A 26,006-nucleotide genomic window follows, 5' to 3' on the forward strand; every position below is an offset into this window, starting at 1 on the left:
GATACAGAACGGTCTGTTTTATAGTACAGACCTGTATCGTCGTCAACCCCGAAGTGCTATCATCGGCGCACTGTCGCGATACGAGGCGCCCTCTAGGTTGAGCTGGAATGAAGCAACGAGCACGAACGCCGGAACCCGCGCCGGATACCCGCGAGCGCATTCTGCGGACGGCCAGCGAGCTTTTCTATCGGGAGGGCACGCGTGCGGTCGGCGTGGATCTGATCGTCGCGCAGGCAGGTGTCGCCAAGACGAGCCTGTATCGTCACTTCGCGACGAAGGACGATCTGATCGAAGCGTTCCTGCACCGTGAGGACGAGGACTTCTGGCAGCATTGGGATGCGGTGGCGGCCACGCACAAGGGCGCGCCACGCGAGGAACTGGATGCGCAACTGCAATGGATCGGCGAGCGCATTGCGCGCCCGGGCTATCGCGGCTGCCCGCAGATCAACATCGCCGCCGAATATTCGGACGACAATCATCCGGCCCGCAAGGTTGCTGTCGCGCACAAGCAGGAATTGCGGCGTCGGCTTGCGGAACTGGCGCGGCTCATGCGCATCGACGAGCCGGAAGTTTTTGCGTTGCGACTGGGGACGGTCATCGACGGCGCGCTGAGCAGCGGACGCGCGCTGCACGCGGAAGGGCCCGTGCGGTTCCTGCAGGAATTCGCACGGCTGCTGATGCCGAAACGCGCCAGGAAGTGAGCGGCGCGTCCGCTCGCATCCATTCGCCCGGCAAGGGCCCCTGCTGATCAACAGGCGCGATCAGATCGACCCGAACAGCGCCCGCGGTCGATCCTTCAACGTCCCTGCCAGAATTCGCATCCCGTTCACGAGCTCGTCGCGCGTCGCCGCGCACGCGAGGTTGATCCGCACGCCGTGCTCGAGCTCCGCGCGGTCGACCGCGAACGTCGACGACGGCATCACGATCACGCCGCGCGCCTTCGCATTCGCCGCGAAGTCGTCGGCGCGCCACGGCGGCGGCAGCCGCAGCCAGACGAACATGCAGGCCGGATCGGATTTCAGATGTCCGGCCGGCAGCAGCTCGCGCGCGAGGACCACGCGCGCGCGGATTTCCGCCAGCTGCGCGTTCATGATCCGCTCGGCCGTGCCGTTCTCGATCCACACGGTCGCGATCAGCATCGACATCGGCGCGGGCATCCACGCGGTCGTCCGCACCGCCTCCGCGCACAGCGCGACGCTGTCCTTCGGGCAGCACAGATAACCGAGGCGCAGGCCCGGCGCGAGTATCTTCGACGTCGCGCCGATATGGAACGTCAGCTCCGGACACAGCCCCGCGATCGTCGGCAGCCGGTCGCGCACGAGCGGCCCGTACACATCGTCCTCGATGATCGTCACCTGATGGCGCCGCGCGACGTCGACGAGCGCCATGCGGCGCGCGAGGCTCATCGTCGTCACAGTGGGGTTCTGCAGGTTCGGCACGACGAAGATCGCCTTGACGGGCATCCGCTGGCAGATCCGCTCGATTTCGTCGGGCAGGAGGCCGTCGTCGTCGGCCGGCGCGCTGACGATTTCGAACTGGAACACCGGCGCAAGCGCCTTCAGCCCGTAATACGTGAGCCGGTCCGCGACGATCACGCCATCCGTGCCGATCAGGCTGTTCAACACCGCATACAAGCCATGCTGCGCGCCGCTCGTCACGACGATCTGGTCGCGCGACGGCGCGAAGCCGGGCGCGGCCAGCCATTGCGCGCCGGCCGCGCGCGCCCAGTCCGGCCCTTGCGGCGGCTGGTATTCCTGCAGCGATGCGAAGCGCGGGTCGTTCGGCAGCGTCGCGAGCGTCTGCGCGAGGCTCGCGAGGAATTCGCCGGTGGCCGGCCGGTTGACGGTCAGGTCGATGACGCCGTTGCCCGCCGCCAGCGACGCGCGGGCCGGCTCGATGTTCGGCATCGCGCCGCCGGTGACGAGCGATCCGCGGCGCTTGCTGCCGATCACGAGGCCGCGCAGCTGGAGCTCCTTGTACGCACGGGACACGGTCGACACGTTGATGCCGAGCTCCGTCGCGAGCTGGCGCTGCGGCGGCAGGCGGCTGCCCGGCGGATACGTGCCGTTGCGGATTTCCTCTTCGATCGAGCTCGATACCTCGACGTAGGTCGGGCGCTTTGCCTGCGCCGGCGCGCCGGTGTCGCGCACGTCGGAAAGTTTGTCTGATGCCATCTGTCGCCTGTGACCACACAAAAAGCGTTTGTCTGTCGTTTTAGCCTGCCATGAGATTGTATCTGACCTGCCTGTCACGTCAAATGTCCACAAAAAGTCTGCAAAATCAGGCGGGTAGGCACGGGTATACACCGACGCCACACAATCGCTTTTTGATTGCACACAAAAAATTCTTGTGTGATTCTTGATTCCATCTTTGTGTGAATGCGGTGCGCCGGAGGGGATGCGTCATGGCGAACGTCGCCATCGTGGGTGCGGGTTTCATCGGGCTCGGCGCGGCGAGCTGGCTGCAGCGCGACGGGCACCGCGTGACGCTGTTCGATCCGGCGGGCGTCGGGAACGGCGCATCGTTCGGGAATGCCGCGACGTTCGCGCCGTACGGGTGCGTGCCCGTGAACGGCCCGTCCGTGTTCCGCGACATGCCGCATTTCCTGTTCGCACACGACAGTCCGCTGCGGATCCGCTGGCCGTACCTGCTGCAAGGCGCGCCGTGGCTGGTCCGGTTCCTGATCGCGTCGACGCCCGCGCGCCACGTGCGCAGCGCGAGTGCGCTCGCCGCGCTGCTGTCGCGTGCCGCGGACGGCTATGCGCCGTTGTTCGGCACGTCGCGGCTCGCGGCGTTCGTGCGGCCGCGCGAATGCCTGTACCTGTACGCACGGCAGGCGTCGTTCGACGCCGCGCAGCCGTCGCTCGCGCTGCGGCGCCGGCTCGGCGTCGCATTCGAGATGCTCGACGCGGCCGCGATCCGCCGCCTCGAACCGGCGCTCGCACCGATCTTCGCGCACGGTGTGCTGTTCGACGGGAGCTGGCATTTTTCCGACCCGCACGGATTTCTCGACGCGCTGTTCGCGCATCTGGCGGCCGGCGGCGCGGCGCTCGAACGCGCGCGCGTCGAGCGGATCGAGCCGACGGGCGACGGCGTGAAGGTGGTGGCCGGCGGCGCGGCGCGGGCGTTCGATCACGTCGTGGTGGCGGCGGGCGCGCGGTCGCGGGAATTCGCGGCGGCGTGCGGCGATCGCGTGCCGCTCGACACCGAGCGCGGCTACCACGTGCAGTTCGCGCAGCGCGAGCACGTCGTCACGCGGCCGGTCGGCTGGGCGGAGCGCGGTTTCTACATGACACCGCTCGACGAAGGGCTGCGCGCGGCCGGCACGGTCGAACTGGGCGGCTTCGACGCCGGCGAGAGCCGCGCACTCGTCGAGCTGCTCACGCGCTCGGCGCGCGAGGCGCTGCCGGCGCTTGGCGCGCCGACCCGGAGCTGGCTCGGCTTTCGTCCGACGCTGCCGGACGGCGTGCCCGTGCTGGGCCGTTCGCGGCGCAGCGAACGCGTGATTTACGCATTCGGCCATCAGCACCTCGGCGTGACGCTGGCCGGCATCAGCGGAAGGATCGTCGCGGACCTCGTCGCACAACGCGCGCCGCCGCTCGACCTGACGCCTTACCGGGCCGCGCGCTTCTGACGCGTCCCGCCGGGCGCGGCGCGCCCGCCACCGGATACGGCTTCGATGCGTCGCGAATCGAAGCGGACCGAAACGAGAAACACGAGCCGCGACTTTCACCACTGCTAGGAGGCATCATGAATCGTCGTAACTGGCTGATATGGCTGGCGGTCTGCTCGATCGGCACGGCCGTCACGTCCGCGCAGGGTGCGGACGTCCAGACCGTCAAGATCGGCTTCGCCGGCCCGCTGACGGGGCCGGTCGCACGCGTCGGCAAGGATCTGCAATACGGCGCGCAGCTCGCGCTCGACGAGGAAAACGCGAAGCACCCGACGCTCGGCGGCAAGCCGGTGCAGTACGTGCTGGACGTGCAGGATGACCAGGCCGATCCGCGCATCGCGATCCAGGTCGCGCAGAAGCTCGTCGACGACGGCGTGGTCGGCGTGATCGGGCATTACAACTCGGGCTGCAGCATTCCGGCGTCCGCCGTGTATCGGCAGGCGAACGTCGCGATGATCACGCCCGGGTCGACGAACCCGCAGCTGACGATGCAGGGCTTCAAGAACGTGTTCCGCACGATGGGGCACGACGGGATCGGCGGCGTCGTCGCGGGCCGCTTCGCGGTCGAGCAGCTGAAGGCGAAGCGGATCGGCATCATCGACGACCGCACCGCGTTCGGCCAGGGGCTCGCGGATGCGTTCGAGAAAGGCGTGAAGGAGGCGCACGGCACCGTCGTCGATCGCGAATACACGAACGACAAGGCCGTCGATTTCCGCGGCATCCTGACGACGCTGAAGAGCAACAACGTCGACCTGCTGTTCTTCGGCGGGCTCGACGAGCAGGGTGCGATGCTCGTCAAGCAGATGCGCTCGCTCGGCATCCGCGCGCAGCTGTTCGGTGCGGGCGCGCTGAAAAGCAACGCATTCCTGAAGATCGCCGGCGGTGCGGGTGAAGGCACGCAGGATCTCGAACCGGGGCCGGCGCTCGACAAGCTGCCGTCGGCGCTGGCGTTCGCGCAGCGCTACAAGGCGCGCTTCAACCAGGACGTCGAACTGTATGCGCCGTTTGCGTACGACGCGGCGCTCGCGATGATCGCGGCGATCCGCAAGGCCGATTCGACCGATCGCGGCAAGATCGTGCAGAGCATGCCGGCGGTGTCGGTCACCGGCGTGACCGGGAAGATCTCGTTCGACGAGCGCGGCGACCTGATCAAGCCGCCGTACACGCTGTTCCGGGTCGAGCAGGGGCAGTGGCGCAGCATCCGCACGGTCGGCGGCGCGTCGAACTGACGGGCGGGCGCCTGTCGTTTGCATGAAGCGCGCGGGCGCCCGATCCGCGTGTTGCGCCGCGACGCATGGCGAGTGATGCAGCGACGCCTGACGCGGCAGAGGCGCGTCGGCGGGAGGCCCGATCCGCGTCTTGCGCCGCGGCGCCTCACGAGTGATGCACCGATGCCTGACGCGGCAGAGGCGCGTCAGTGGGCGTCGCGCGTGGACGAGGTTTGAACAGCGGATGCCGCGGCCGCCGGCACGCTGACCGGCATCATCCCGGCATTCGCGTCGTCGCGCGGCTCGAGCACGAACCGGAACGATTCGACGCGCTCCATCACCTTTGCCGCGTACGCGTGCGAGCCGCCGTAGCTCTTCAGCGCGGCGCCCACGTCGCCGCCCGCGGCCTTCACGTAGCCGGACAGGATCGCGGAGCCCGCGTTGACGTTCGCGTTCGGCTCCGTCAGGTCCTTCACGTTCTTCAGCAGCCCGCGGTGCGCACTGGGCACGACCTGCATCAGCCCGGTCGCGCCGTGCGTGCCGCGCGCCTTTTCCTTGAAGCGCGATTCGATCGAGATGATCGCGTAGACGAGTGCCGGCGGCAGCGAGTATTTCGTCGCCGTCACGTTGACGATGTTCGCGAGCTGCGTGGCCTTCTCTTTCGCGATGCCGAACTTCTTCGACAGGTACGCGGTGATGCGGCGGTTCTCTTCGTTCGGCTGATTGAGTGCGTCCGGTGCGGAGGCGGCCGATGCGGCGGACGCGTCGATCGCGACTGCCGCGGATGCTGCGGATACCTGTTGTGCAGGCATCTGTTGCGCCGACGCTTCATTCGCGGTGCAGAGCAATAGCAGGATCAGCCAGGGAAACCGTCGTCGCATGGTCCGGGTTGGGGATGGGAGGACGCATAGTATATCGGCCGTCGCGCACCGGCGGTCGAATGAATCCTGCTGTCGAAAGATATTTGACGGTTGTGCCGACAGCGGCATGTAAGCCTGAAAACAGGCAGCCCGCTCACTTCGTCGTCGTGTTCGACGCCGCGCGTCTGCCGCGGCTCGCGGCCTGTGCGGCGATGCCGATCGCATCGCTGACCAGCACCGCGAGCAGCCCGACGATGATCCCGCCCTGCAGCACGAACGCGGTATTCGCGGTCTGCAGGCCGGCGATGATCACGTCGCCGAGCCCGCGCGCGGCGACCGTCGAGCCGATCGTCGCGGTGCCGAGATTGATCACGACCGCGAGCCGGATCCCGTTGACGATCACCGGCAGCGCGAGCGGCAGCTCGACCGACATCAGCTGCTGCCAGCCGCTCATCCCCATCCCGCGCGCGGCGTCGACGACGTCGCGCGGCACGTCCTCGATCCCCGCGATCGTGCTCTCGAAAATCGGCAGCAGTCCGTACAAAACCAGCGCGATCAGCACCGGCTCGACGCCGAAGCCGACCGCGGGCACTGCGAGCGCGAGCACGGCGACCGCCGGAAACGTCTGGCCGATATTGACGATGCTGCGCGCGACCGGCAGGAAATCCGCGCCCGCGCGCCGCGTGACGCCGATGCCGGCCGCGACCGCGACGAGCGTGCCGATCAGGCTCGACACGGCGACCGTGCCGAGATGCGCGAGCGTGAGGTCGAGCAGGCTCGCGCGATCGTAGATGACGGGCGCGCCGTTGTCCGCGAACGGCGCGAACCAGCTCTGCAGCCAGACCGGACGGAGCAGCAGCACGAGCAGCAGCGCGAGCGCGGCCACGCGCGCGGCCGCGGACAGCAGCTTCCTTGGCGCGACCGAAGGCAGCGTCGACGCGACGGTTGCCGTTTCGCGCGCCGTCATCCGGGCCGCCTCGCATGCGCACGAATCGCGTCGAGCGTGATGCGGCGCGCGATTCGGTCAGTGGTTTGGCTCGTGTTCTGGCCTGTGGTTTGGCCGGCGACGCCGCCGTCCTGCGGACCGGCGCTGCCTGCTGCGGCGCGTGGCGACGTATTCCCGCCGTCGCCATCATCGACCGGCAGCGCATCGACCCCGCGCCACAGCATTTCCGAGATCGCATCGCGCAGCGTGCGCGTGGCGGCGACCGGCGGCCCGTCCGCGGTACCGGGCTCGGCGACTTCGCCGACCGGCGTCAGCGCGAGCAGGCGCAGCGGCCGGTCGACGCCCGCGACGAGCTGCTCGACGACGCCCGCCGCCGGCTGGCCGAGGATCTCGGCGGGCGGCGCGACCTGCAGCAACCGGCCGCCATCCATCACCGCGATCGTGTCGCCGAGCTTCAGCGCTTCCTCGATGTCGTGCGTGACGAGCACGACCGTGATCCCGAGGCGGCGCTGCAGCGCGAGCAGGTCGTCCTGCGCCTTGCCGCGGATGATCGGATCGAGCGCGCCGAACGGCTCGTCCATCAGCAGCATCGCCGGTTCGGCCGCGAGCGCGCGCGCGACGCCCACGCGCTGCTGCTGGCCGCCCGACAGTTCGTGCGGCAGCTTGTCCGCGAATTCGTCCGGCGCGAGGTTGAAGAGGTCGAGCAATTCGCGCACGCGCGCATCGATGCGCGCGGCCGGCCAGCCGAGCAGGCGCGGCACCGTCGCGATATTGCGCGCGACGTCCCAGTGCGGAAACAGCCCGTGGCCCTGGATCACGTAGCCGATCCCGCGGCGCAATTGCTCGGGCGGCACGCTCGCGGTATCGACGCCGTCGATGCGGACTGTGCCCGCGCTCGGCGCGATCAGCCGGTTGATCATCCGCAGCAGCGTCGACTTGCCGCTGCCCGATGCGCCGACGAGCGCGGTGATCGTGCCGCGCTGCATCGTCAGCGACACGTCGTCGACGGCGACGACGTCGCCGAACCGCTTGCCGACGCGTTCGATCTCGATCATGCGGTGCGTCCTTTCGCGAGCGCGGTCGCGGCTTCGAATACGGCCGCGGCCATCAGCGCGAGCGCGATCGTCGGGATCGCGCCGAGCAGCACGAGGTCGGCGGCCGATTGGCCGATCCCCTGGAAGATGAACGTGCCGAACCCGCCGCCGCCGATCAGCGCGGCGACCGCGGTCAGGCCGATGTTCTGCACGAGCACGATGCGCACGCCGCTCAGGATCACCGGCAGCGCGAGCACGAGGTCGACCCGCAGCAGGCGCTGCGCGGACGTCATCCCCATCGCGCGCGCGGCCTCCGTCACCTGAGGCGGCACCTGCTGCAGGCCGACGACGACGCTCGACGCGATCGGCAGCAGCGAATACAGGAACAGCGCGAGCACGGCCGGCGCGACGCCGATCCCGCGCACGCCGAGCGCCGCCGCGAGCGGCACGTGCGCGGCGAGCATCCCGAGCGGCGCCATCATCAGCCCGTACATCGCGATGCTCGGAATCGTCTGGACGACGTTGAGAACCGGCAACACGGCCGCGCGCAACGCGGCGACGCGCGCGCACGCGATGCCGAGCGGCACGCCCGCGACGAGCGCCGCCGCGACCGAGCCGCCCGCGAGCGCGACGTGCCGGCCTGCCTCGCGCCAGAAATCGTCGCTGCGCACCGCGTATTCGCGCATCACGGACAGCCCGTCCCACCAGCCGGTTGCGAGCGGCACGGCGACCGCCGCCACCGCGAGCGCCAGCGCGGCGAGCCGCCGCCACGGGCCGAACGCGAGGCGCGCGAGCGCATCGGCGACCAGCACGGCCCACGCGAACAGCAGCAGCCACACGGCTGCGGCGGGCGATACGCGCGCGAGCGCGTCGTCGGGGGCGACCAGGTGCGTGGCGGCCGCGCCGGCCGCATAGCCGAGCGTCGCGAGCAGCGCACAGCCGGCGGCGAGCCGCGATGCGGGCCGGCGCGCCGTCATCGTCCATAGCGCGGCGGCGAGCCACAGCGCGGCGAGCGCGCTCGCCTGCACGCCCGGCAGCGCGTGCAGCAGCGACAGCCCGGTGCCTGCCGCGATCCGGTTCGGGCGCAGCACGACGAACGGCGCGAACAGCACCGCGCCGATCGTCAGCAGACCGATGAGCACGCCGACCTTGTCGGGCGCCATGCGTCGCGCGGAACCCGCCGCGCGTGCCGTCATTTCACGAAGCCCTTCGCTTTCAGGTATTGCGTGGCGACGCCCGCGGCGGGCTCGCCGTTGATCTGGATGCGCGCGTTGAGCGTCTGCAGCGTCTTCAGGTCGAGGCTCGCGAACACCGGCTTCAGGTAGTCGGCGATCTGCGGATGCGCCTTCAGCGCCGCTTCGCGAATCACGGGCGTCGGCGCATAGACGGGCTGCACGTGCTTGTCGTCGTCGAGCACCGCGAGGCCGCTTGCGGCGATCCCGCCGTCGGTGCCGTAGACCATCGCCGCGTTCACGCCGTCGGTCTGGTTCGCGGCGGCCTTGATCGTCGCCGCCGTGTCGCCGCCGGACAGCACGACGAGCTGGTCGGGCTTCAGCTTGAAGCCGTACGCCTTCTCGAACGACGGCAGCGCCGACGCACTGTTGACGAATTCGGCCGACGCCGCGAGCTTCACCTTGCCGCCGCCCGCGACCCACTTGCCGAAATCGGAGAACGTCTTCAGGTGCTGCGACTGCGCGAGCGGCGCGAGCACCGCGACGCCCCACGTATTGTTCGCGGGCGACGGCGTGAGCCACACGAGGTGGTTCGCCGCGTAGTCGAGCTTCTTCGCGGTGTCGTAGGCCTGCGCGGCGTTCTTCCAGACCGGATCGTCAGCCTTGTTGAAGAAGAACGCGGCGTTGCCCGTGTACTCGGGATAGATGTCGATCTCGCCGCTGACGAGCGCCTTGCGGACGATCGGCGTCGCGCCGAGCGCGATCTTTTCGGTGACGGGAATGCCGTGGGCCTTCAGCACCTGCGCGATGAGGTTGCCGAGCAGGTTGCCCTCGGTGTCGATCTTCGACGACACCACGACGGCGTCGGCGGCGTGCGCGCCGGGCGCCGCGATGGCGGCGGCGAACGCAAGACCCAGGATCCGGGCGGGCAGGGCGAGCTTCATCGGACAACCTCCAGGAACAGGGGAGCGTACGCCGAAACTTACTTGACTGAGTCCGCTTTGGCAAACCGCGCGCGGCGGCGTGCCCCCGGCCGGTGTGGGGGATAACCCGCATGCGGCGCACGGTCTTGCTACACTGCGACGCATTCCCGCCACGGTGAATTGCCCCCCATGAAGCCTGAGCTGCTGGTCCTCATCGCATTGCGCGGCGACGCGCATCGCCAGATCGCCGCGTCGTTCGACGTGCGCTACGCCCCGACCCCCGCTGAACGCGAACGCGCGGTCGCCGACCACGGCGGCACGATTCGCGCGGTGCTCACCAACGGCAGTACAGGCCTTACCGCTGCCGAAATCGACCGGATGCCGAACCTGAGCTTCGTCAGCGCGCTCGGCGCGGGCTACGAGCAGATCGACGTCGCGCATGCGAAGGTGCGCGGTGTGGTCGTCGTGACCGGCGCGGGGACCAACGACGATTGCGTCGCCGATCATGCGTTCGCGCTGCTGCTCGCGGCGGTGCGCGGCGTCGTGCGGCTCGACGGCCAGACCCGTGCGGGCATCTGGCGCGACGCGGTGCCGATGCCGCCGAACGTGTCCGGCAAGAAGCTCGGCATCGTCGGGCTCGGCAAGATCGGCGAGAAATTCGCGCGCCGTGCGGCCGGCTTCGATCTCGAGATCGGCTATCACAACCGCACGCCGAAGGACGCGCCGTATCGCTACTTCGACCGGCTCGACGCGCTCGCGCAGTGGGCCGACTTCCTCGTCGTCGCGACGCCGGGCGGCGCGGGCACGCGGCACCTGATCGATCGCGCGGTGCTCGATGCGCTCGGTCCGCAGGGCTTTCTCGTCAACGTGTCGCGCGGCAGCGTCGTCGATACGGCCGCGCTCGCCGATGCGCTGCGCGCAGGCCGGCTCGCGGGCGCGGGGCTCGACGTGTACGAAGGCGAACCGCAGCCGCCGCAGGCGCTGATCGATCTCGACAATGTCGTGCTGACGCCGCACATGGCCGGCTGGTCGCCCGAAGCGCTCGACCGCTCGGTGCAGCAGTTTCTCGACAACGCCGCGCGGCATTTTGCGGGCCAGGCGGTGCTGACGCCGGTTTGATTGCGACCGTGCGCGGGGCGGGCGGTTGCCGCCCACCTGAACGCGACAGCGCGCGGGGTGTGCGGCGAAGCATTCGCGTGCCCGTCCCCGTCCGATTGCCGTCGTCGCGTGGCGCAGAGTCGATCCGCGGCCCTTGCATGCCCCCCTCCGGCGATACGCCGACTCATGCGGCAGTTCGCCGCGCGGCCACGCTCCCCCACGCTTGACGGGCATCAACGTTCCTCCTGTGCAACCGCCGATGATGGTGATGAAGCCGCGCGCAACGAGAATGCGCGGCAACTTGCCCAGCGGAGGTTTGCATGTACAAGAAGATCATGGTGGCCGTGGATGGCAGCACGTCGTCGAAGCAGGCGCTCGATGAAGCGCTGAAAGTGGCCAAGGCGAGCAGCGCCAGCATCGTCGCGGTTTATGTCGTCGACCAGTCGGTGTTGTTCACGTACGCGGGCCGCGTCGATCCGCATACGCTGCTCGAGGAGATCCGCCGCGACGGCGCGGACGTGCTGCGCGACGTCGAGCAAACCATCGCGCGGGCGGCGGTGAACGGCGACACGGAACTCGTCGGGACGGGCAGCATCGGCGAGGACATCGCTGAACGCCTGCAGCGCTATGTCGACGAGCATGCGATCGACCTCGCCGTGGTCGGCACGCACGGGCGGCGCGGGCTGCGCCGCATGGTGCTCGGCAGCGTCGCGGAGCGCTTCGTGCGCGGATCGCGCTGCCCGGTCCTGCTCGTGCGCAGCGACGATGTGCCTGCTGCTGCGGCAGCAGCAGCCTAGTCACGGGGCCCGTTCGGGGGCGCGTGGCGTCGACATGTATCGGTTGACGTGTGACGCACGCGTTCGCCGCGCCGGGCCGCTGACGGGCGGCCCGGTGCCAGTCATCTTCCATCCATCCGCCGCCGACACGGATCGGCGTTACCTATCCCGGCTCCCCGCGAGCGCACAAACAACAGTCACGCCGTGCGAACTGGCGTGATTCACGATCGTTCCGCGATAATTCAGCGTCTCGCCCGAGCGGCAGGCCATCGCGTCACGCGAATCCGGCCCGCACGACACGCGCGGCGAGTCTTGCAAAAAGCATACAAAGCATCCACGGCGCAACTGGGCCGCGCCGTCACAGACAACGATCCGGGGAACGTCGCCGAGGCCGGCAGCACGTCCTTGAGAAGGAACAACAACATGGATTTGCTGCGTTTTCTGCTGCTCCTGCCGTTTCGCGCGGCGGGTTTCGTGTGGCGTCTGCTCGGCCGCGTGCTGCGGCCGGTCGTCGGCAACGTCGCGTGGACCGCGCCCGCATGGGTGGGCTTCACGGCCGCGACGGTGCGCCGCCGCCCGTGGCATGCCGGCGGCGCCGTGCTGCTCGGGATCGCGCTGGCGTACGGCTGGCACGGGTACAGGCATCGCCCGAAGCCGCCGGAACCCGAGACGGTCAGCTTCACCGTGAAGGCGCCTGCGATCACGACCTACGAGACCGACGAGAGCGGCAAGCCGAAGGTCACCGTCCATCCGCTCGACATCACGTTCTCGCGCTCGGCTGCGCCGCTAGAACGCGTCGGCAAGCCGGTCGAGCGCGGCATCGAGATCACGCCCGCGCTGAAGGGCGGCTGGCAATGGGTCGACGACAAGACGCTGCGCTTCACGCCGGCGGCCGACTGGCCGGTCGGCGCACACGTCGAAGGGCGCTTCGCGGTGCACGAGGCATTCGCGCCGCAGGTCACGATGGCCGACGACCATTTCGCGTTCGACGTGCCCGTGTTCACGGCCCAGTCGGGCAGCAACGAGTTCTACCAGGACCCGGACAACCCCGCGCAGAAGCAGGCGATCCTGCAGGTCCGCTTCAACTACCCGGTCGATCCGGCCGCGTTCGAGAAGCGCATCGGGCTCGTGCTCGTCGCACGCGACGGCAAGAGCACGACGCCGCTGCGCTATACGGTCAGCTACGACGCGAACAAGCTGAGCGCGTGGGTCAATTCGCAGCCGCTCGAGATTCCGCGCGACCCGCTGTCGGTGCGGCTCGATGTCGACAAGGGCGTGAAGAGCGCGCGCGGCGGCGACGGCACGAAGGACGCGCTGCATGCGTCGGTCGGCGTGCCGGGCCTCTATAGCCTGTCGATCGACAACGTGTCGCCGACGCTCGTCGACAACGACCGCTACGAGCCCGAGCAGGTGCTTGTCGCGGAAACGTCCGACGGCGTGCGCAGCGCGGACCTCGCCGCGCGCGCGAAGGCGTGGGTGCTGCCGAAGCGCAAGCCGGGCGTCGACCAGGCGGACGACGATCCGCCGTACGAATGGAACGACGCGGACGTCGGCGACGCGGTGCTGAAACAGTCGAAGCCGCTGCCGCTCGAACCGGTGCCCACGGAAAACGACTACGCGACGCTGCAGAGCTTCAAGTACCACGCGACGCCCGGCGATCGCATCTACGTGCGCTTCGACGACGGCCTGAAGTCGGCCGGCGGCTACCTGCTCGGCAAGCCCGTCGTGCGCACGTTGACGGTGCCCGACTATCCGAAATTGCTGCGCTTCATGGCGGACGGCTCGCTGCTGTCGATGAGCGGCAGCAAGCGGATCTCGGTCGTGTCGCGCAACCTGCCGGGGATGAAGGTCGAGATCGGCCGTGTCGTGCCCGACCAGCTGCAGCACCTCGTCAGCTTCAACGAAGGCACGTATGCGCGCCCGGAGCTGTCGTATTCGTTCAGCGAGGATCACATCGTCGAGCGCTTCGAGCAGAAGCGCGCGTTCCCGGCCGGCGAGCCCGGCAAGGCGCACTACGAGGGCGTCGATCTCGGCCAGTACCTGAAGGGCGGCAAGCGCGGCGTGTTCCTGCTGCATCTGTCGAAGTACGACCCGGCCGCGGAGAAGAAGAAAACGGACGCCGCGAAGGGCGACGATGTGTCGGCGGACAACGGCGACCAGGGCCAGGCCGATGACGCGAATTCGAACGGCGACTCGAACGGGGATTCAAGCGGGGATTCGAGCGGCAACAACGACAGCGACAGCTCGGTCGGCGACACGCGGCTGATCGTCGTGACGGACCTCGGGATGCTCGTCAAGCGCGCGCTCGACGGCAGCCAGGACGTGTTCATCCAGTCGATCCGCTCGGGCCGTCCGGTCGCGGGCGCGACGGTGTCGGTGCTCGCGGTGAACGGCCAGGCGCTGTTCACGCAGACGACCGCCGCGGACGGCGTCGTGCACTTCCCGGCATTCAAGGGGCTCGAGCGCGAGAAGCGGCCGCAGCTCTACATCGTGAAGAAGGACGGCGACCTGTCGTTCCTGCCCGTTTCCGGGCGCGACCGCCAGCTCGATTTCTCGCGCTTCGACGTCGGCGGTGAACGCAACGCGACGGGCCAGGGGCAGTTGTCCGCGTACCTGTTCTCGGATCGCGGCCTGTACCGGCCGGGCGATCCGTTCCACATCGGCCTGATCGTGCGCGCGGCGAACTGGGCGCGCAGCCCGGCCGGCGTGCCGCTGCAGGCCGAGATCGTCGATCCGCGCGGGATCACGGTCGAGCGCAAGCCCGTGACCGTCGACGCGAGCGGGTTCACCGAGCTCGGCTACACGACGGCCGAGACCGCGCCGACCGGCGCATGGACGATCAACCTGTACATCGTCAAGGACGGCCAGCCGGGCGACGAGCCGATCGGCAGCACGACGGTGCAGGTGAAGGAATTCCTGCCGGACCGGATGAAGGTCGACGCGAAGCTGTCGCAGCAGGTCGTCGAAGGCTGGGTGAAGCCGGACGGGCTGAAGGGGATCGTCGACGCGCAGAACCTGTTCGGCACGCCGGCGGAAAAACGCCGCGTCGCGGCGACGCTGACGCTGCGCCCGGTGTGGCCGTCGTTCCGCAGCTGGCAGGGGTACCGCTTCTTCGACGCGCGCCGCGCGAAGGAAGGCTATACGACCACGCTGCAGGACGGCGAGACCGACGACAAAGGTCACGCGGAGTTCGATCTCGACCTCGGCAAGTACGCGGACGCGACCTACCAGCTCTACTTCCAGGCGAAGACCTACGAAGCGGAAGGCGGGCGCAGCGTCGCCGCGAACGCGCAGACGCTCGTGTCGAACAACGACTGGCTGGTCGGCTACAAGGCGGTCGACGATCTCGGCTACGTGAAGCGCGGCAGCCCGCGCACGGTGCGGCTCGTCGCGATCGATCCGCGCGCGAAGGCGCTCGACGTGAAGGACCTTCGCGCGCAGCTCGTCGAGTTGCGCTACGTGTCGGTGCTGACGAAGCAGGACTCGGGCGCGTACAAATACGACTCGCGGCTGAAGGAAGTGCCGGTCGACGAGCAGCCGCTGACGATACCGGGCGCAGGCCTCGACTTCGCGCTGCGCACCGACAAGCCCGGCAGCTACGCGCTGGTCATCCGCCGCGCGGACGGCACGGCGGTGAACCGCATCGAATACACGGTCGCGGGCGACGCGAACGTGACGCGCTCGCTCGACCGCAATGCCGAGCTGCAGGTGAGCCTTGCGAAGCAGGACTACAAGCCAGGCGAGCAGGTCGAGATCGCGATCCGCGCGCCGTATGCGGGCAGCGGCCTGATCACGATCGAGCGCGACAAGGTAGTTGCGCACGCGTGGTTCCATGCGGACACGACGAGCTCGATCCAGCACATCACGGTGCCGGCCGGCTTCGAGGGCAACGGCTACATCAACGTGCAGTACATCCGCGATCCGTCGTCCGACGAGATCTTCATGAGCCCGCTGAGCTACGGCGTCGCGCCGTTCTCGGTGAATCTCGACGCGCGCCGCAACGCGCTCACGGTCGATTCGCCCGCGCTCGTGAAGCCGGGCGACACCGCGACCTTCACCGTGCATTCGGCGAAGCCCGCGAAGGTCGTCGTGTTCGCGGTCGACGAAGGGATCCTGCAGGTCGCGCGCTACAAGCTCGGCGATCCGCTGAAGTTCTTCTTCCGCAAGCGGATGCTCGAAGTCGGCACGTCGCAGATCCTCGACCTGATCCTGCCGGACTTCGAGAAGCTGATGTCGATGGCGGCGCCGGGCGGCGACGCCGACGACGCGATCGGCCGCCAGCTCAACCCGTTCAAGCGCAAGCGCGACAAGCCGGTCGTCTACTGGTCCGGCATTCTCGACGTGAACGGCGACACGCGCGTCAGCTACGCGGTGCCCGACTACTTCAACGGCCGGCTGCGCGTGATGGCCGTGTCGGTGTCGCCGGACCTGGTCGGCACCTACGAAGGCGCGACGACCGTGCGCGGTGATTTCGTGCTGTCGCCGAACGTGCCGACCACGCTCGCGCCGGGCGACGAAGCTGAAGTGAGCGTCGGCGTCGCGAACAACCTGACGGGCGCCGGCAACGCGCCGGTGCCGGTTGCCGTCACGCTGAAGACCGGCCCGCAGCTGCAGGTGGTCGGCCCCGCGACGCAGAACGTCACGCTCGCGCCGCTGCACGAAGGCGTCGCGCTGTTCCGCGTGAAGGCGACCGACGCGCTGGGCTCCGGCACGCTGTCGTTCGGCGCGCGCTATGGCGCGAAGAGTGCGCAGCAGAGCGTCGACGTGTCCGTGCGGCCCGCCGCCGCGTTCCGCACGCAGCTCGACTTCGCGCGGCTCGACGCGGGCAAGAAGGCGAGCGTGCCGAACCTGCGCAACATGTACGACGCCTACGCGGCGCGCGACGCGAGCATCTCCACCGCGCCGCTCGTGCTGTCGGAGGGGCTGTCGTCGTATCTCGTCAACTTCGACCACTACTGCAGCGAGCAGATGGTGAGCGCGGTCGTGCCGCGCCTGTTCGCGTCGAAATGGCTGTCGGTGCGCGCGCTGACGAGCGCGAGGCAACAGCAACCCTCGTCTGCCGGCAACGCAGACAAGGCCGCCGCGGACGCGACCGCGCAGTTCTTCGCGGCATTGCGCACCCGGCAGAACGCGCAGGGCGGCTTCGGGCTTTGGAGCGCGACGCCGGACGCCGATCCGTTCGTGTCCGCGTATGCGATGCACGTGCTGATCGACGCGCGCGAGCGCGGCGTGGCCGTGCCGAAGGACATGCTCGACGCGGGCAACCAGTACCTGCAGCAGCTCGCGGCGAACGACCGGCTCGGCTCGCTCGAGCTGCTGCGGCAGCGCGCGTATGCGGTGTACCTGCTGACGCGCGAGGGCAACGTGACGACCAACAGCCTCGCGGCGGTGCAGAAGCGCCTGCAGGACGCATATCCGAACGACTGGAAGACCGATCTCGCGGCCGCATGGCTCGCCGCGTCGTACCAGCTGCTGAGGCAGGACAAGGAGGCCGCGGCGCTGATCGCGGGCCCGCAGGGGGTGCTCGAGCGCAACGCATCGCGCAACGAGGCGTACGACTTCGGCTACTACATCGATCCGCTGACGCGCGACGCGAGCGTGCTGTACCTGCTGTCGAAGCACTTCCCCGAGCGCGTGCGCAAGCTGTCGCCGCGCGTGATGGACAACATCGCGGCGCCGCTCGAACACAACCGCTACAACACGCTGTCGTCGTCGATGACGATCCTCGCGCTCGATGCGTACGCGGGGTCGACCGGCGGCGGTCTCGACAAGCTCGCGATCGACGAGGTGCGCGCGGGCGGTACGCCGAAGGACGTGTCGTCGATCCAGGCGAACCTCGTGCGCTCGGGCACCTGGGGCGCGGGCGCATCGCGGGTCGACTTCGTGAACGGCAGCGCGCTGCCCGCGTGGTGGATCGCGAGCCAGTCGGGCTACGACCGCGGCGCGTCGATGAAGGCGATCAAGGACGGCCTCGAGATCGTGCGCGAGTACACCGATACGAACGGCAAGCCGCTCGACAAGGTGACGCTCGGCCAGGAGATCGACGTGCACCTGAAGATCCGCGCGACGGGCTCGGCGAGCGTCGGCAACGTCGCGATCGTCGACCTGCTGCCGGGCGGCTTCGATCCGGTGATCGCACCGCCGCCCGCGACCGATGCGCAGGACGGCGGCAGCGACGGCAGCGGCAGCGGCAACAGCGATGCCGGCGGCGCGGATGCGGCGAGCGCCGCGAATGCGCCGTGGCGCTCGCCGATCGGCGTCGCGGGTTCGACGTGGCAGCCGGAGTACGCGGACGTGCGCGAGGACCGCGTGGTGATCTACGGCACCGCGACGACCGACGTGCGCGAGTTCGTGTACCGGATCAAGGCGAGCAACGCGGGCCGCTTCGTCGTGCCGCCCGCGTTCGGCGAGTCGATGTACGACCGTCGGATGCAGGCGCAGTCGCCGGGCGGCGCGACCCTCACGGTCGGGCGCGTGAAATGATGGTGGCGACTGCGACTGCGACTGCGACTGCGACTGCGACTGCGACTGCGACGGCAGCAGCGGTGGCAGTGACAGCGCCGTCGCGCGCGCCGCATCCAGCGGAAGGCATACCCGTGCATGGCTGACGTGTCCGCATTCCGCCGGGCGCTGCATCGCGCCGGCCGCTGGCTGCATCGCTGGCAGAACTGGATTGCCGGCGTGCTGCTCGTTGTGGCGGTGCTGACCGGCTTCCGGCTGTGGCCGCATCCGTCGCTGCGCGACTGGAAGCCGTCGTCGACCGCCGTGTTCGATGCGCACGGGCGGCTGCTGCGGCTCACGCTCGCGAAGGACGACCGCTACCGGCTGTGGGTGCCGCTCGAACGGATGTCGCCGCAGCTCGTCGACGCGGTGCTGCTGCACGAGGACCGCTGGTTCTGGTGGCATCCGGGCTTCAACCTGTACGGCCTTGCGCGCGGCGCGTGGGTCACCTACGTGCGCGGCGGCAATCCGCAGGGCGGCTCGACGCTCACGATGCAGCTCGCGCGTTCGCTGTGGCAGCTCAACACGCGCACGCCGCTCGGCAAGCTCGAACAGGTCGGCCGCGCGCTGCAGCTCGAACTGTTCTATTCGAGGCGGCAGATCCTGGAGGCGTATCTGAACGATGCGCCGTACGGCCGCAACGTCGAAGGCGCGGGCACCGCGAGCCTCGTGTATTTCGACCGGCAGGCCGACGCGCTGACGCTGCCCGAGGCGCTCGCGCTCGCGGTGATCCCGCAGGATCCGGCGCGGCGCGTGCGCGGCGGCGCAGGGCAGGACGAGATCAACCGCGCGCTCGCCGCGTCGCGCAACCGGCTGTATGCGCGCTGGCTCACGCGGCATCCGCGCGATGCGGCGATGAAGCCGCTGTTCGCGCTGCCGCTCGCGATGCGCCCGCTCGCCGCGCTGCCGTTCGACGCGCCGCACGCGGTCGACCAGGCGCTGGCCGAGCGCGGCGCGTGGCGCGCCCGCGACGAGGACGCAGGCGACCCGAGCGATCGAAGCGACGGCGACGCGCGCGTCGTCACGACGCTCGATCTCGACCTGCAGCGCACGCTGGAGCGGCAGATCGGCCGCTACGTCGCGCGCAACGACACGCAGGGCATCCGCAATGCCGCGGCGATCCTCGTCGATACGCGCGACATGGGCGTGAAGGCGCTCGTCGGCTCCGCGAACTTCTTCGACCGTGCAATTCAGGGGCAGGTGAACGGCACGCTCGCGCGGCGCTCGCCGGGCTCGACGCTCAAGCCGTTCATCTACGCGCTCGGTTTCGACCAGGGCGTGCTGCATCCGCAGACCGTGCTGCGCGACGTGCCGACGTCGTTCGGCCCTTACGCGCCGGAGAATTTCGACGGCCATTTCCTCGGGCCGATCACCGCGACCGACGCGCTGAACCGCAGCCGCAACGTGCCCGCCGTGTGGATCGCGTCGCAGCTCAAGCAGCCCGATCTGTACCGGTTCCTGCAGGAAGCCGGCGTGCGCCGGCTCGCGAGCGCGCAGCACTACGGGCTCGCGCTCGTGCTCGGCGGCGGCGAGGTGACGATGCAGGATCTCGCGCGCCTGTACGCGATGCTCGCGAACGGCGGCGAGCTGCGGCCGCTGCGGCTGCGCGACGACGAGCCGGTCGCGCCGGGCCGGCGGCTGCTGAGCGCGGACGCGAGCTTCATGACGATGGACATGCTGCGCCAGCATGTGCGCCCCGACGAGACGAGCGGCGCGCAGCCGGGGCGGCTGCCCGTGTACTGGAAGACCGGCACGTCGTGGTCGTTCCGCGATGCGTGGACGGCCGGCGTGTTCGGGCCGTACGTGCTCGTCGTGTGGGTCGGCAATTTCGACAATTCGAGCAATACGGCGTTTGTCGGCGTCGACGCGGCCGCGCCGCTGTTCTTCCAGATCGTCGATGCGCTGGGCGCCGAGCGATCGCTCGCCGAGCCGGCGCGGCCCGTGCCGCCGCGCGTGAAGCGCGTGCGGATCTGCCTCGCGAGCGGCGACCTGCCGAACGAGTGGTGTCCGCAGCAGGGCTGGACGTGGTTCATTCCGGGCGTGTCGCCGATCCGTGTGAGCACCGTGCACCGGCCCGTCGTGATCGACGACGATACGGGCCGCCCCGCGTGCCCGCCGTACGACGGCAAGCGCACGCATACCGAGGTGTTCGAGTTCTGGCCGTCGGACCTGCAGCAGGTGTTCGCGCAGGCGGGCATCGCGCGCCGGCGTCCGCCGCAGAACCCGGACTGCCGCAACGCGGGGCAGGTCGACGGCGATCCGCCGCGGATCACGTCGCCGCTGCGCGGCAGCACGTATGCGATGCGCGTGAAGGACGCGGGCGACACGCGCATCGCGTTCAACGCGACTGCCGACGCGAGCGCGCATGCGCTCTACTGGTTCGTCGACGATGCGTATGTCGGCCGCAGCGCGCCGGGCGACGCGCTGTTCTGGCAGCCGACGACGGCGGGCGGCTTCACGGTGAGGGTGGTCGACGACCACGGCCGCAGCGACCAGCGGCCGTTGACGGTCGGGCTCGAGCAGTAGCGGGTGCGCCGCGCGGTATTCGATGTCGTGAAGCGCGATGTCACGCGCTCAGGCGGCTGTCGATCTCGACGTCGCCGGTGAGCAGCCGGTGAATCGGGCACGCGTTCGCGATTTCCAGCAGACGGTCGCGTTGCTCGGCCGTCAGGTCGCCGGTCAGCGTGATGTCGCGCGCGATCTTCGTCGGCGAGCCGGGGCGCTCGTCGGTGATCGTGAGGCGCACGTCGATGCCGGCGAGCGGAAGCTCCTTGCGCTGCGCATACATCGCGACGGTGATCGCGGTGCAGGAGCCGAGCGCGGACAGCAGGAGGTCGTGCGGATCGGGGCCGCTGTCGCCGCCGCCGAGACGGGCCGGCACGTCGCTGCGCCATTCGTGGGCGCCGGTCGTCAGCGTGACCTGGTAGCGGATCGCGCCGAGATGGGCGACGACGCTCGAATTTGCCATGGGAAGAATCCTGATGAGAAGGGGGTAATCGATGCGAGCCGGGCCGGCCGGCATGCCGCGCAATCCGATCGCAACCTTACAACGGTGTGACGGCACACGGTAGCCGGCGCGCGCGGAACGGACTGTCGCTCGCCGCGCAACAAAGCGCGCGAACGCAGTCCGCATCGTATGCAACCTGTCAGTCGAGCGTCGGCGCGCCGAATCCCGCGGTCGAGCGCTGCCCCTTCGTCGCGAAGTAGATCCCCGTGACCATCGCGATCCAGATCGGCCCGACGATCACAGCGATGCGCGTGTCCGGGAACGCGGCCAGCAGCGCGATCACGACGAGCAGGAACGCGATCGCGACGCTGTTGCAGTACGGAAAGAACGGCACGCGGCACGGCAGCTTCGCGAGGTCCGACGCGCGCAGCGTCTGGCGGAACCGGTAGTGCGACACGAGGATGACGGCCCACGTCCACAGTGCGCCGAACGTCGACACGGCAGTCAGCCACACGAACACCTGCTTCGGGCTCACGTAGTTGAGGAACACGCCGACGAGCGAGCACGCGCACGAGAACACCAGCGCGACCGCCGGAATGCCGTTGCGCGAGATGCGCGAGAAGATCGCCGGCGCCTGCTTCTGCAGCGCGAGGTTGTACAGCAGCCGCGACGTGCCGTACAGATTGCTGTTGCACGACGACAGCGCGGCGGTCAGTACGACGAAGTTGATGATGCCCGCGGCGGAGTGGATGCCGAGGCGGTCGAAGGTCAGCACGAACGGGCTGCCCTGCGTGCCGATCTGGTTCCATGGGTAGATCGACATGATCACGAACAGCGCGCCGACGTAGAAGATCAGCACGCGCCAGAACACCGAGTTCACCGCGCGCGCGAGCGTCTTCTCCGGGTTGCGCGCTTCGCCGGCCGTGATGCCGAGCATCTCGATCCCCTGGTACGCGAACATCACCATCGGCAGCGCCTTCAGCATCCCGGCGACGCCGCTCGGCATGAAGCCGCCGTGCGACCACAGGTTCGAGATGCCCGTTGCGATTCCGCCGTTGCCGAGGCCGAACACGATCATCCCCGTGCCCGCGACGATCATCAGCACGATCGTCACGACCTTGATCAGCGCGAACCAGAACTCGAATTCGCCATACGCGCGGACCGCGACGAAGTTGACCGCGGTGACCGACGCGAGCGCGGCGAGCGTCCAGATCCACGTCGGCACGTGCGGAAACCAGATGTTCATGTAGATGCCGGCCGCGGTGATCTCGCACATGCTGCCGACGAGCGCGGTGAGCCAGTAGGTCCAGCCGGTCAGGTAGCCGGGCAGCGGGCCGAGGTAGTCCTGCGCATACCGGCTGAACGATCCCGCGACGGGGTTCGTCACCGCCATTTCGCCGAGCGCGCGCATGATGATGAAGATCGCGACGCCCGCGAGCGCGTAGCTGAGCAGGATCGCGGGGCCGGCCGTCTTGATCGCGCTGGCCGAGCCGAGGAACAGGCCGACGCCGATGGCCGTGCCCAGCGCCATCAGGTTGATGTGGCGTTCCTCGAGTCCGCGGTGCAGCGAAGCTTGCCGTTGCGGCATGTCGTCTCCTTCCGTGGCTGCGGGCCGGTCGGCGCGTGCCTGTCCGCTGCAGCCGTTGTCTGTTTGGGGTGATGGGGAGGGCGTCGCGCGAGGTGCCGCGCGACGCGAAGCGCGGCGGCCGGGCTGGGCCGCTTCGTGCAGCGATTATTTCGAAGAGCCGCGCCAACAGACAGCGGGCAAAGGTGCAGGAATGGGCAGCGGATTGAGCAATCTGCCGGGGTGGACTGGCGTTCTGTGCAGTGACGCGGACGGAACGGCGGCGCGCGGATGGACTGTCGTGGAACCGTCCGCGCGACAGTCCGGATCAGTGGAGGGCGGCCGCGCGGGGCGACGTGCTATCGCCGGCTCACGCGCTGTAGCCGATCCGCACGACGCCCCATTGCTGCCCCCTCACGAAGATGGGCACCGAAACGTCCTTCATCAGCGCGAAGTTGCCGTTACCCATGTCGCGCCGATAGGTCTGCAGCAGGAACGGCTTGCGATGCGAGACGGAAGTGAGCGCCGTCCGGTCCTTGTAGATCCGGCGGTTCCGGCAGTTCGCCGCGTTCCAGGCGGGGTCTGCGCGCTGGGGCAGCGAGAACTTCCGGTTGTGGGTCGGCAGGTAGCAATGTCGGTCGAAGCACGCGCAATAGACAATACGGTCGTCGAACTCGAGCACCGGCTCCTGGAGCGCGGGCAGCACGCGATCGGTGAAGGCCGTGAAGCGCGTCACGAATTGCTGCGGATCGGTGCCGGGAATCGGCACGTAGTTCGTGTCGAAGAGCGCGTCGAGCGCGATATCGCCGCGTTCGACCGCACGCTCGAAGAGCTTGCCGATCGCGGCGGCCGCTTTCTGCGCGGTTTCGATGAAGCGTGTGTCGGGCGACTCGATGCCGGTCGCTGCCGTGAGTTCGATGAGTGTTTCGGAGACGGACAGCAGGTTGCCGAGCCGGTCCTTGGCCTGCGAGAAGTTGTCGCTCGAGACCTCGACGCCGGAGGCCATCTCGCCGACCTGTTCCTCGAGCTGGTGGCACTGCGCCTCGATTTCCCCCGTGAGCGACGCGATCTGCTCGGCCTCGCCGGCGAGCTCGGTGATCGCGTGGCCGGTCGAGTGCACGACCTCGCCGATCGTGCGCGTGCCTTCGCGCACGCGATGGGCGCGCGCGGCGTTCTCGCTCCCCTCGGCGATCAGGTGCTCGGCCTGCTCGGCGAGGCGCGCGAGGGTGGTCTCGATCTGCGACGTCGCCTGCCCGGTCTTGGCGGACAGGTTCTTGACTTCGGCCGCGACGACGGCGAAGCTGCGGCCCGACTCGCCGGCGCGCGCGGCTTCGATTGCCGCGTTCAGCGCGAGCAGGTTGGTCTGGCGGGCGATCACGGAGATCTCCTCGGACACTTTCCTCACGTGATCGAGCGCCTCGCGCAGCGCGCCCATCTGGCTGCCGATGGTGGTGACACCCTCGACGAGGCCATGAATGTCGGCGAGCGATTCCTCGATCGTCTGTTGCGACTGGAGGACGGCGCTCGACGCGTTGGCGCTGACGGTACGCACCTGCTGCGCGGCCTCGGCGATGCGATGGTTGCCGCGCAGCGTGACGGCGGCCGATTCGCGCAGCGTGTGGCACACCTCGGCCTGCCGGGCGATGCGGGCTGCGACTTCCTCGACGTGGCCGGAGACGTCGCAGATCTCGATACCGAGCTTGCCGGCTTGCTCGGCGATGTCGCCGACCAGCGAGCGCGACGACCGGCGGGTGCGGCCGAATCCGAAGAAGTTCACGTTGCTTGGTCTCCTTGTGGGCATGCGTTGCCGGTCCCGGACAGATTTTTGGTATGCGTGACTGACTTGACGGCGGCGCGGCCGTCGACTTGAGATCGGGTAAACGTCGAGATCGGAAATACCGATTGTCGAGCCAATGCAACGCCACGCATAACGGCGGCCGTTTTCCGACGCAAGCAGGCCCGGACGAGCGATCGCCGACCGCCCGTCCGCGTGCGCTGCGTCAGAACACGTGATGGATGCCGACGTTTGCGCCGACCGTCGTTCCGGGCAGCCCGAACAATGCGCCTCCGCTGATTCCGAGGCCCGTGTCCATCGCGCCGTGGTTGTTCACGACGCCGACCTGCGCATAGAGGCCGGTCCGCTTCGACAGGCTGTAATCGGCGCCGACCGCGGCGAGCAGCGAATGGTTGTGCGAATCGTTGCGATCGATCGTGTACCAGGCACCGGTGTTCAGGTCGAGGGCCGGCGTGACGCGATAGTCGAGACCGGCGCTATACACGTTGTTGCTGAACGAGCCGGAGACCTTGTAGCTCGTGAACGAGGCCTTCCCCGTCACGGGCCCGAACGTATACGCGGCACCGATCGTGCGGCCGACGAACGCAACCGTGCTCGGAATCGGCGTCGGCGACGTGCCGCCGTTGCCGTCGTAGAGCGCCGCGTTGAGCATCAAGCCGCCGTTCGTATACGTGAGGCTGCCGGAATACTGGCGTCCCGCCTGGAAGTCCCCGGCTTTGCCACCGAACCCGAACATCGCGCTGCCTGTCAGGCCGGCGATCGTCGGGCTCGTGTACGAGATCGCGTTCTGGTTGAAGAGGCCCGTGACGAGCACGTTGTCGACGTACGGGATCAGCGCGGCGCCGAAGTGCGAAACGTTGCGCGGATCCGATCCGAGCACCGCGAGCACGAACGGCGAGAATTGCAGGCCGAGCTTCGCCTCGCCGAATCCGCCGTCGAGCCCGACCCATGCCTGACGTCCGAAGAAGTTGCCGTTCGAATGGCCGAAGGCGCCGTCCGTGACGTTGAAGCCGCTCTCGAGCTTGAACTTTGCATGCAGTCCACCGCCGAGATCCTCGGTTCCCGTCAAGCCGAAATTGGTCGGCGTCATGCCCGTGTCGGTCAGCGCGAACTGGCGGCCGGCGTTGCCACCGGTCGTCGAGTTGAGTGACCGGCTCGTGTAAAGCAACGCGGCGTCGAGGTCTCCGTACAGCGTCACGCTGCTCTGTGCGAAGCTGCTCGTGCTCACTGCCGCGCCGAGAAGCGCCGCGCAAATCGTCCGTGTCCTGCTCTTCATCGTCTGTCTCCGTTTTGTTCAGTGTTGTAATACGTATAACTAATCAATGCTGCGACGGTGGCGTCGATGCATGCCGCCTGTATGCCGTGCTGTCGGGGAATGCACGACGTTGCCTCGTGCTGGCCGGAATGCGGCCGCGCGCCCGGCGTGGAGAGCGGGCACGCGCCGCGATCCGGCGCCGCGACGAAGCGGATCGCCCGCCGGAGCGGGCGGTGCTACATCGACCGGTTCAA

The 26,006-nt window shown here is 68.9% G+C and carries 17 protein-coding genes; 7 read left to right on the forward strand and 10 right to left on the reverse strand.

Annotation, left to right across the window (positions count from 1 at the left end; translation table 11 throughout):
- Window positions 1-107 precede the first annotated feature (107 nt).
- A complete protein-coding gene (locus ACV229_RS32520; protein WP_448087188.1) occupies window positions 108-701 on the forward strand; it encodes a TetR/AcrR family transcriptional regulator in 594 nt (197 codons plus the stop codon).
- A 60-nt stretch (window positions 702-761) separates the two neighbouring features.
- Here ACV229_RS32520 and ACV229_RS32525 read toward each other — a convergent pair whose 3' ends face one another.
- Window positions 762-2,174, reverse strand: a complete 1,413-nt coding sequence (locus tag ACV229_RS32525; RefSeq protein WP_448087189.1) for an aminotransferase-like domain-containing protein — start codon at window positions 2,172-2,174, stop codon at window positions 762-764.
- Between the two features lie 230 nt (window positions 2,175-2,404).
- Between ACV229_RS32525 and ACV229_RS32530 the strand changes: the two genes are divergently transcribed.
- Both ACV229_RS32530 and ACV229_RS32535 read left to right on the forward strand, forming a co-directional pair.
- Window positions 2,405-3,634 carry an NAD(P)/FAD-dependent oxidoreductase gene (locus ACV229_RS32530; protein ID WP_448087190.1) on the forward strand — a complete coding sequence of 410 codons (1,230 nt, stop codon included), beginning with the start codon at window positions 2,405-2,407 and terminating at the stop codon, window positions 3,632-3,634.
- Window positions 3,635-3,750: 116 nt separating this feature from the next.
- Window positions 3,751-4,902 carry a branched-chain amino acid ABC transporter substrate-binding protein gene (locus tag ACV229_RS32535; RefSeq protein WP_448087191.1) on the forward strand — a complete coding sequence of 384 codons (1,152 nt, stop codon included), beginning with the start codon at window positions 3,751-3,753 and terminating at the stop codon, window positions 4,900-4,902.
- A 185-nt stretch (window positions 4,903-5,087) separates the two neighbouring features.
- Here ACV229_RS32535 and ACV229_RS32540 read toward each other — a convergent pair whose 3' ends face one another.
- The 5 genes from ACV229_RS32540 to osmF form a co-directional block, all read right to left on the reverse strand.
- A complete protein-coding gene (locus ACV229_RS32540) occupies window positions 5,088-5,762 on the reverse strand; it encodes a transglycosylase SLT domain-containing protein (RefSeq protein ID WP_448087192.1) in 675 nt (224 codons plus the stop codon).
- A gap of 133 nt (window positions 5,763-5,895) precedes the next feature.
- Complete coding sequence (locus tag ACV229_RS32545) at window positions 5,896-6,708, reverse strand: ABC transporter permease (protein WP_448087193.1); 813 nt, start codon at window positions 6,706-6,708, stop codon at window positions 5,896-5,898.
- A complete protein-coding gene (locus ACV229_RS32550) occupies window positions 6,705-7,742 on the reverse strand; it encodes an ABC transporter ATP-binding protein (protein ID WP_448087194.1) in 1,038 nt (345 codons plus the stop codon). The genes ACV229_RS32545 and ACV229_RS32550 overlap by 4 nt, the downstream gene beginning before the upstream one ends.
- Window positions 7,739-8,917 carry an ABC transporter permease gene (locus ACV229_RS32555; protein ID WP_448087195.1) on the reverse strand — a complete coding sequence of 393 codons (1,179 nt, stop codon included), beginning with the start codon at window positions 8,915-8,917 and terminating at the stop codon, window positions 7,739-7,741. Before ACV229_RS32555 ends, ACV229_RS32550 begins: the two co-directional genes overlap by 4 nt.
- Window positions 8,914-9,837, reverse strand: a complete 924-nt coding sequence (gene osmF / locus ACV229_RS32560) for a glycine betaine ABC transporter substrate-binding protein OsmF (RefSeq protein ID WP_448087196.1) — start codon at window positions 9,835-9,837, stop codon at window positions 8,914-8,916. The genes ACV229_RS32555 and osmF overlap by 4 nt, the downstream gene beginning before the upstream one ends.
- A 168-nt stretch (window positions 9,838-10,005) precedes the next feature.
- Between osmF and ACV229_RS32565 the strand changes: the two genes are divergently transcribed.
- The 4 genes from ACV229_RS32565 (at window position 10,006) to pbpC (ending at window position 20,717) form a co-directional block, all read left to right on the forward strand.
- The gene (locus tag ACV229_RS32565; protein WP_448087197.1) at window positions 10,006-10,935 is read left to right on the forward strand and encodes a 2-hydroxyacid dehydrogenase; all 930 of its coding nucleotides are present in this window, start codon (window positions 10,006-10,008) and stop codon (window positions 10,933-10,935) included.
- Window positions 10,936-11,234: 299 nt separating this feature from the next.
- Window positions 11,235-11,711 carry a universal stress protein gene (locus ACV229_RS32570; protein ID WP_448087198.1) on the forward strand — a complete coding sequence of 159 codons (477 nt, stop codon included), beginning with the start codon at window positions 11,235-11,237 and terminating at the stop codon, window positions 11,709-11,711.
- Window positions 11,712-12,113: 402 nt separating this feature from the next.
- Window positions 12,114-18,173, forward strand: coding sequence for an MG2 domain-containing protein (locus ACV229_RS32575; protein WP_448087199.1), 6,060 nt, complete (start codon window positions 12,114-12,116; stop codon window positions 18,171-18,173).
- Window positions 18,174-18,290: 117 nt separating this feature from the next.
- A complete protein-coding gene (gene pbpC, locus ACV229_RS32580) occupies window positions 18,291-20,717 on the forward strand; it encodes a penicillin-binding protein 1C (RefSeq protein ID WP_448087200.1) in 2,427 nt (808 codons plus the stop codon).
- A gap of 40 nt (window positions 20,718-20,757) precedes the next feature.
- Here the strand turns inward: pbpC and ACV229_RS32585 are convergent, their stop codons facing one another.
- From ACV229_RS32585 to ACV229_RS32600, 4 genes are all read right to left on the reverse strand, one after another.
- Window positions 20,758-21,159 (reverse strand): OsmC family protein, encoded by a 402-nt coding sequence (locus ACV229_RS32585; RefSeq protein ID WP_448087201.1) that lies wholly within the window; start codon window positions 21,157-21,159, stop codon window positions 20,758-20,760.
- Window positions 21,160-21,337: 178 nt separating this feature from the next.
- On the reverse strand, window positions 21,338-22,726 hold the full coding sequence (locus ACV229_RS32590; RefSeq protein WP_448087202.1) for an amino acid permease: 1,389 nt from the start codon (window positions 22,724-22,726) through the stop codon (window positions 21,338-21,340).
- A gap of 346 nt (window positions 22,727-23,072) precedes the next feature.
- Window positions 23,073-24,479, reverse strand: coding sequence for a methyl-accepting chemotaxis protein (locus ACV229_RS32595; RefSeq protein ID WP_448087203.1), 1,407 nt, complete (start codon window positions 24,477-24,479; stop codon window positions 23,073-23,075).
- Window positions 24,480-24,702: 223 nt separating this feature from the next.
- A complete protein-coding gene (locus ACV229_RS32600) occupies window positions 24,703-25,773 on the reverse strand; it encodes a porin (protein ID WP_448087204.1) in 1,071 nt (356 codons plus the stop codon).
- Window positions 25,774-26,006 lie beyond the last annotated feature (233 nt).

Source organism: Burkholderia sp. MR1-5-21, assembly GCF_053427715.1.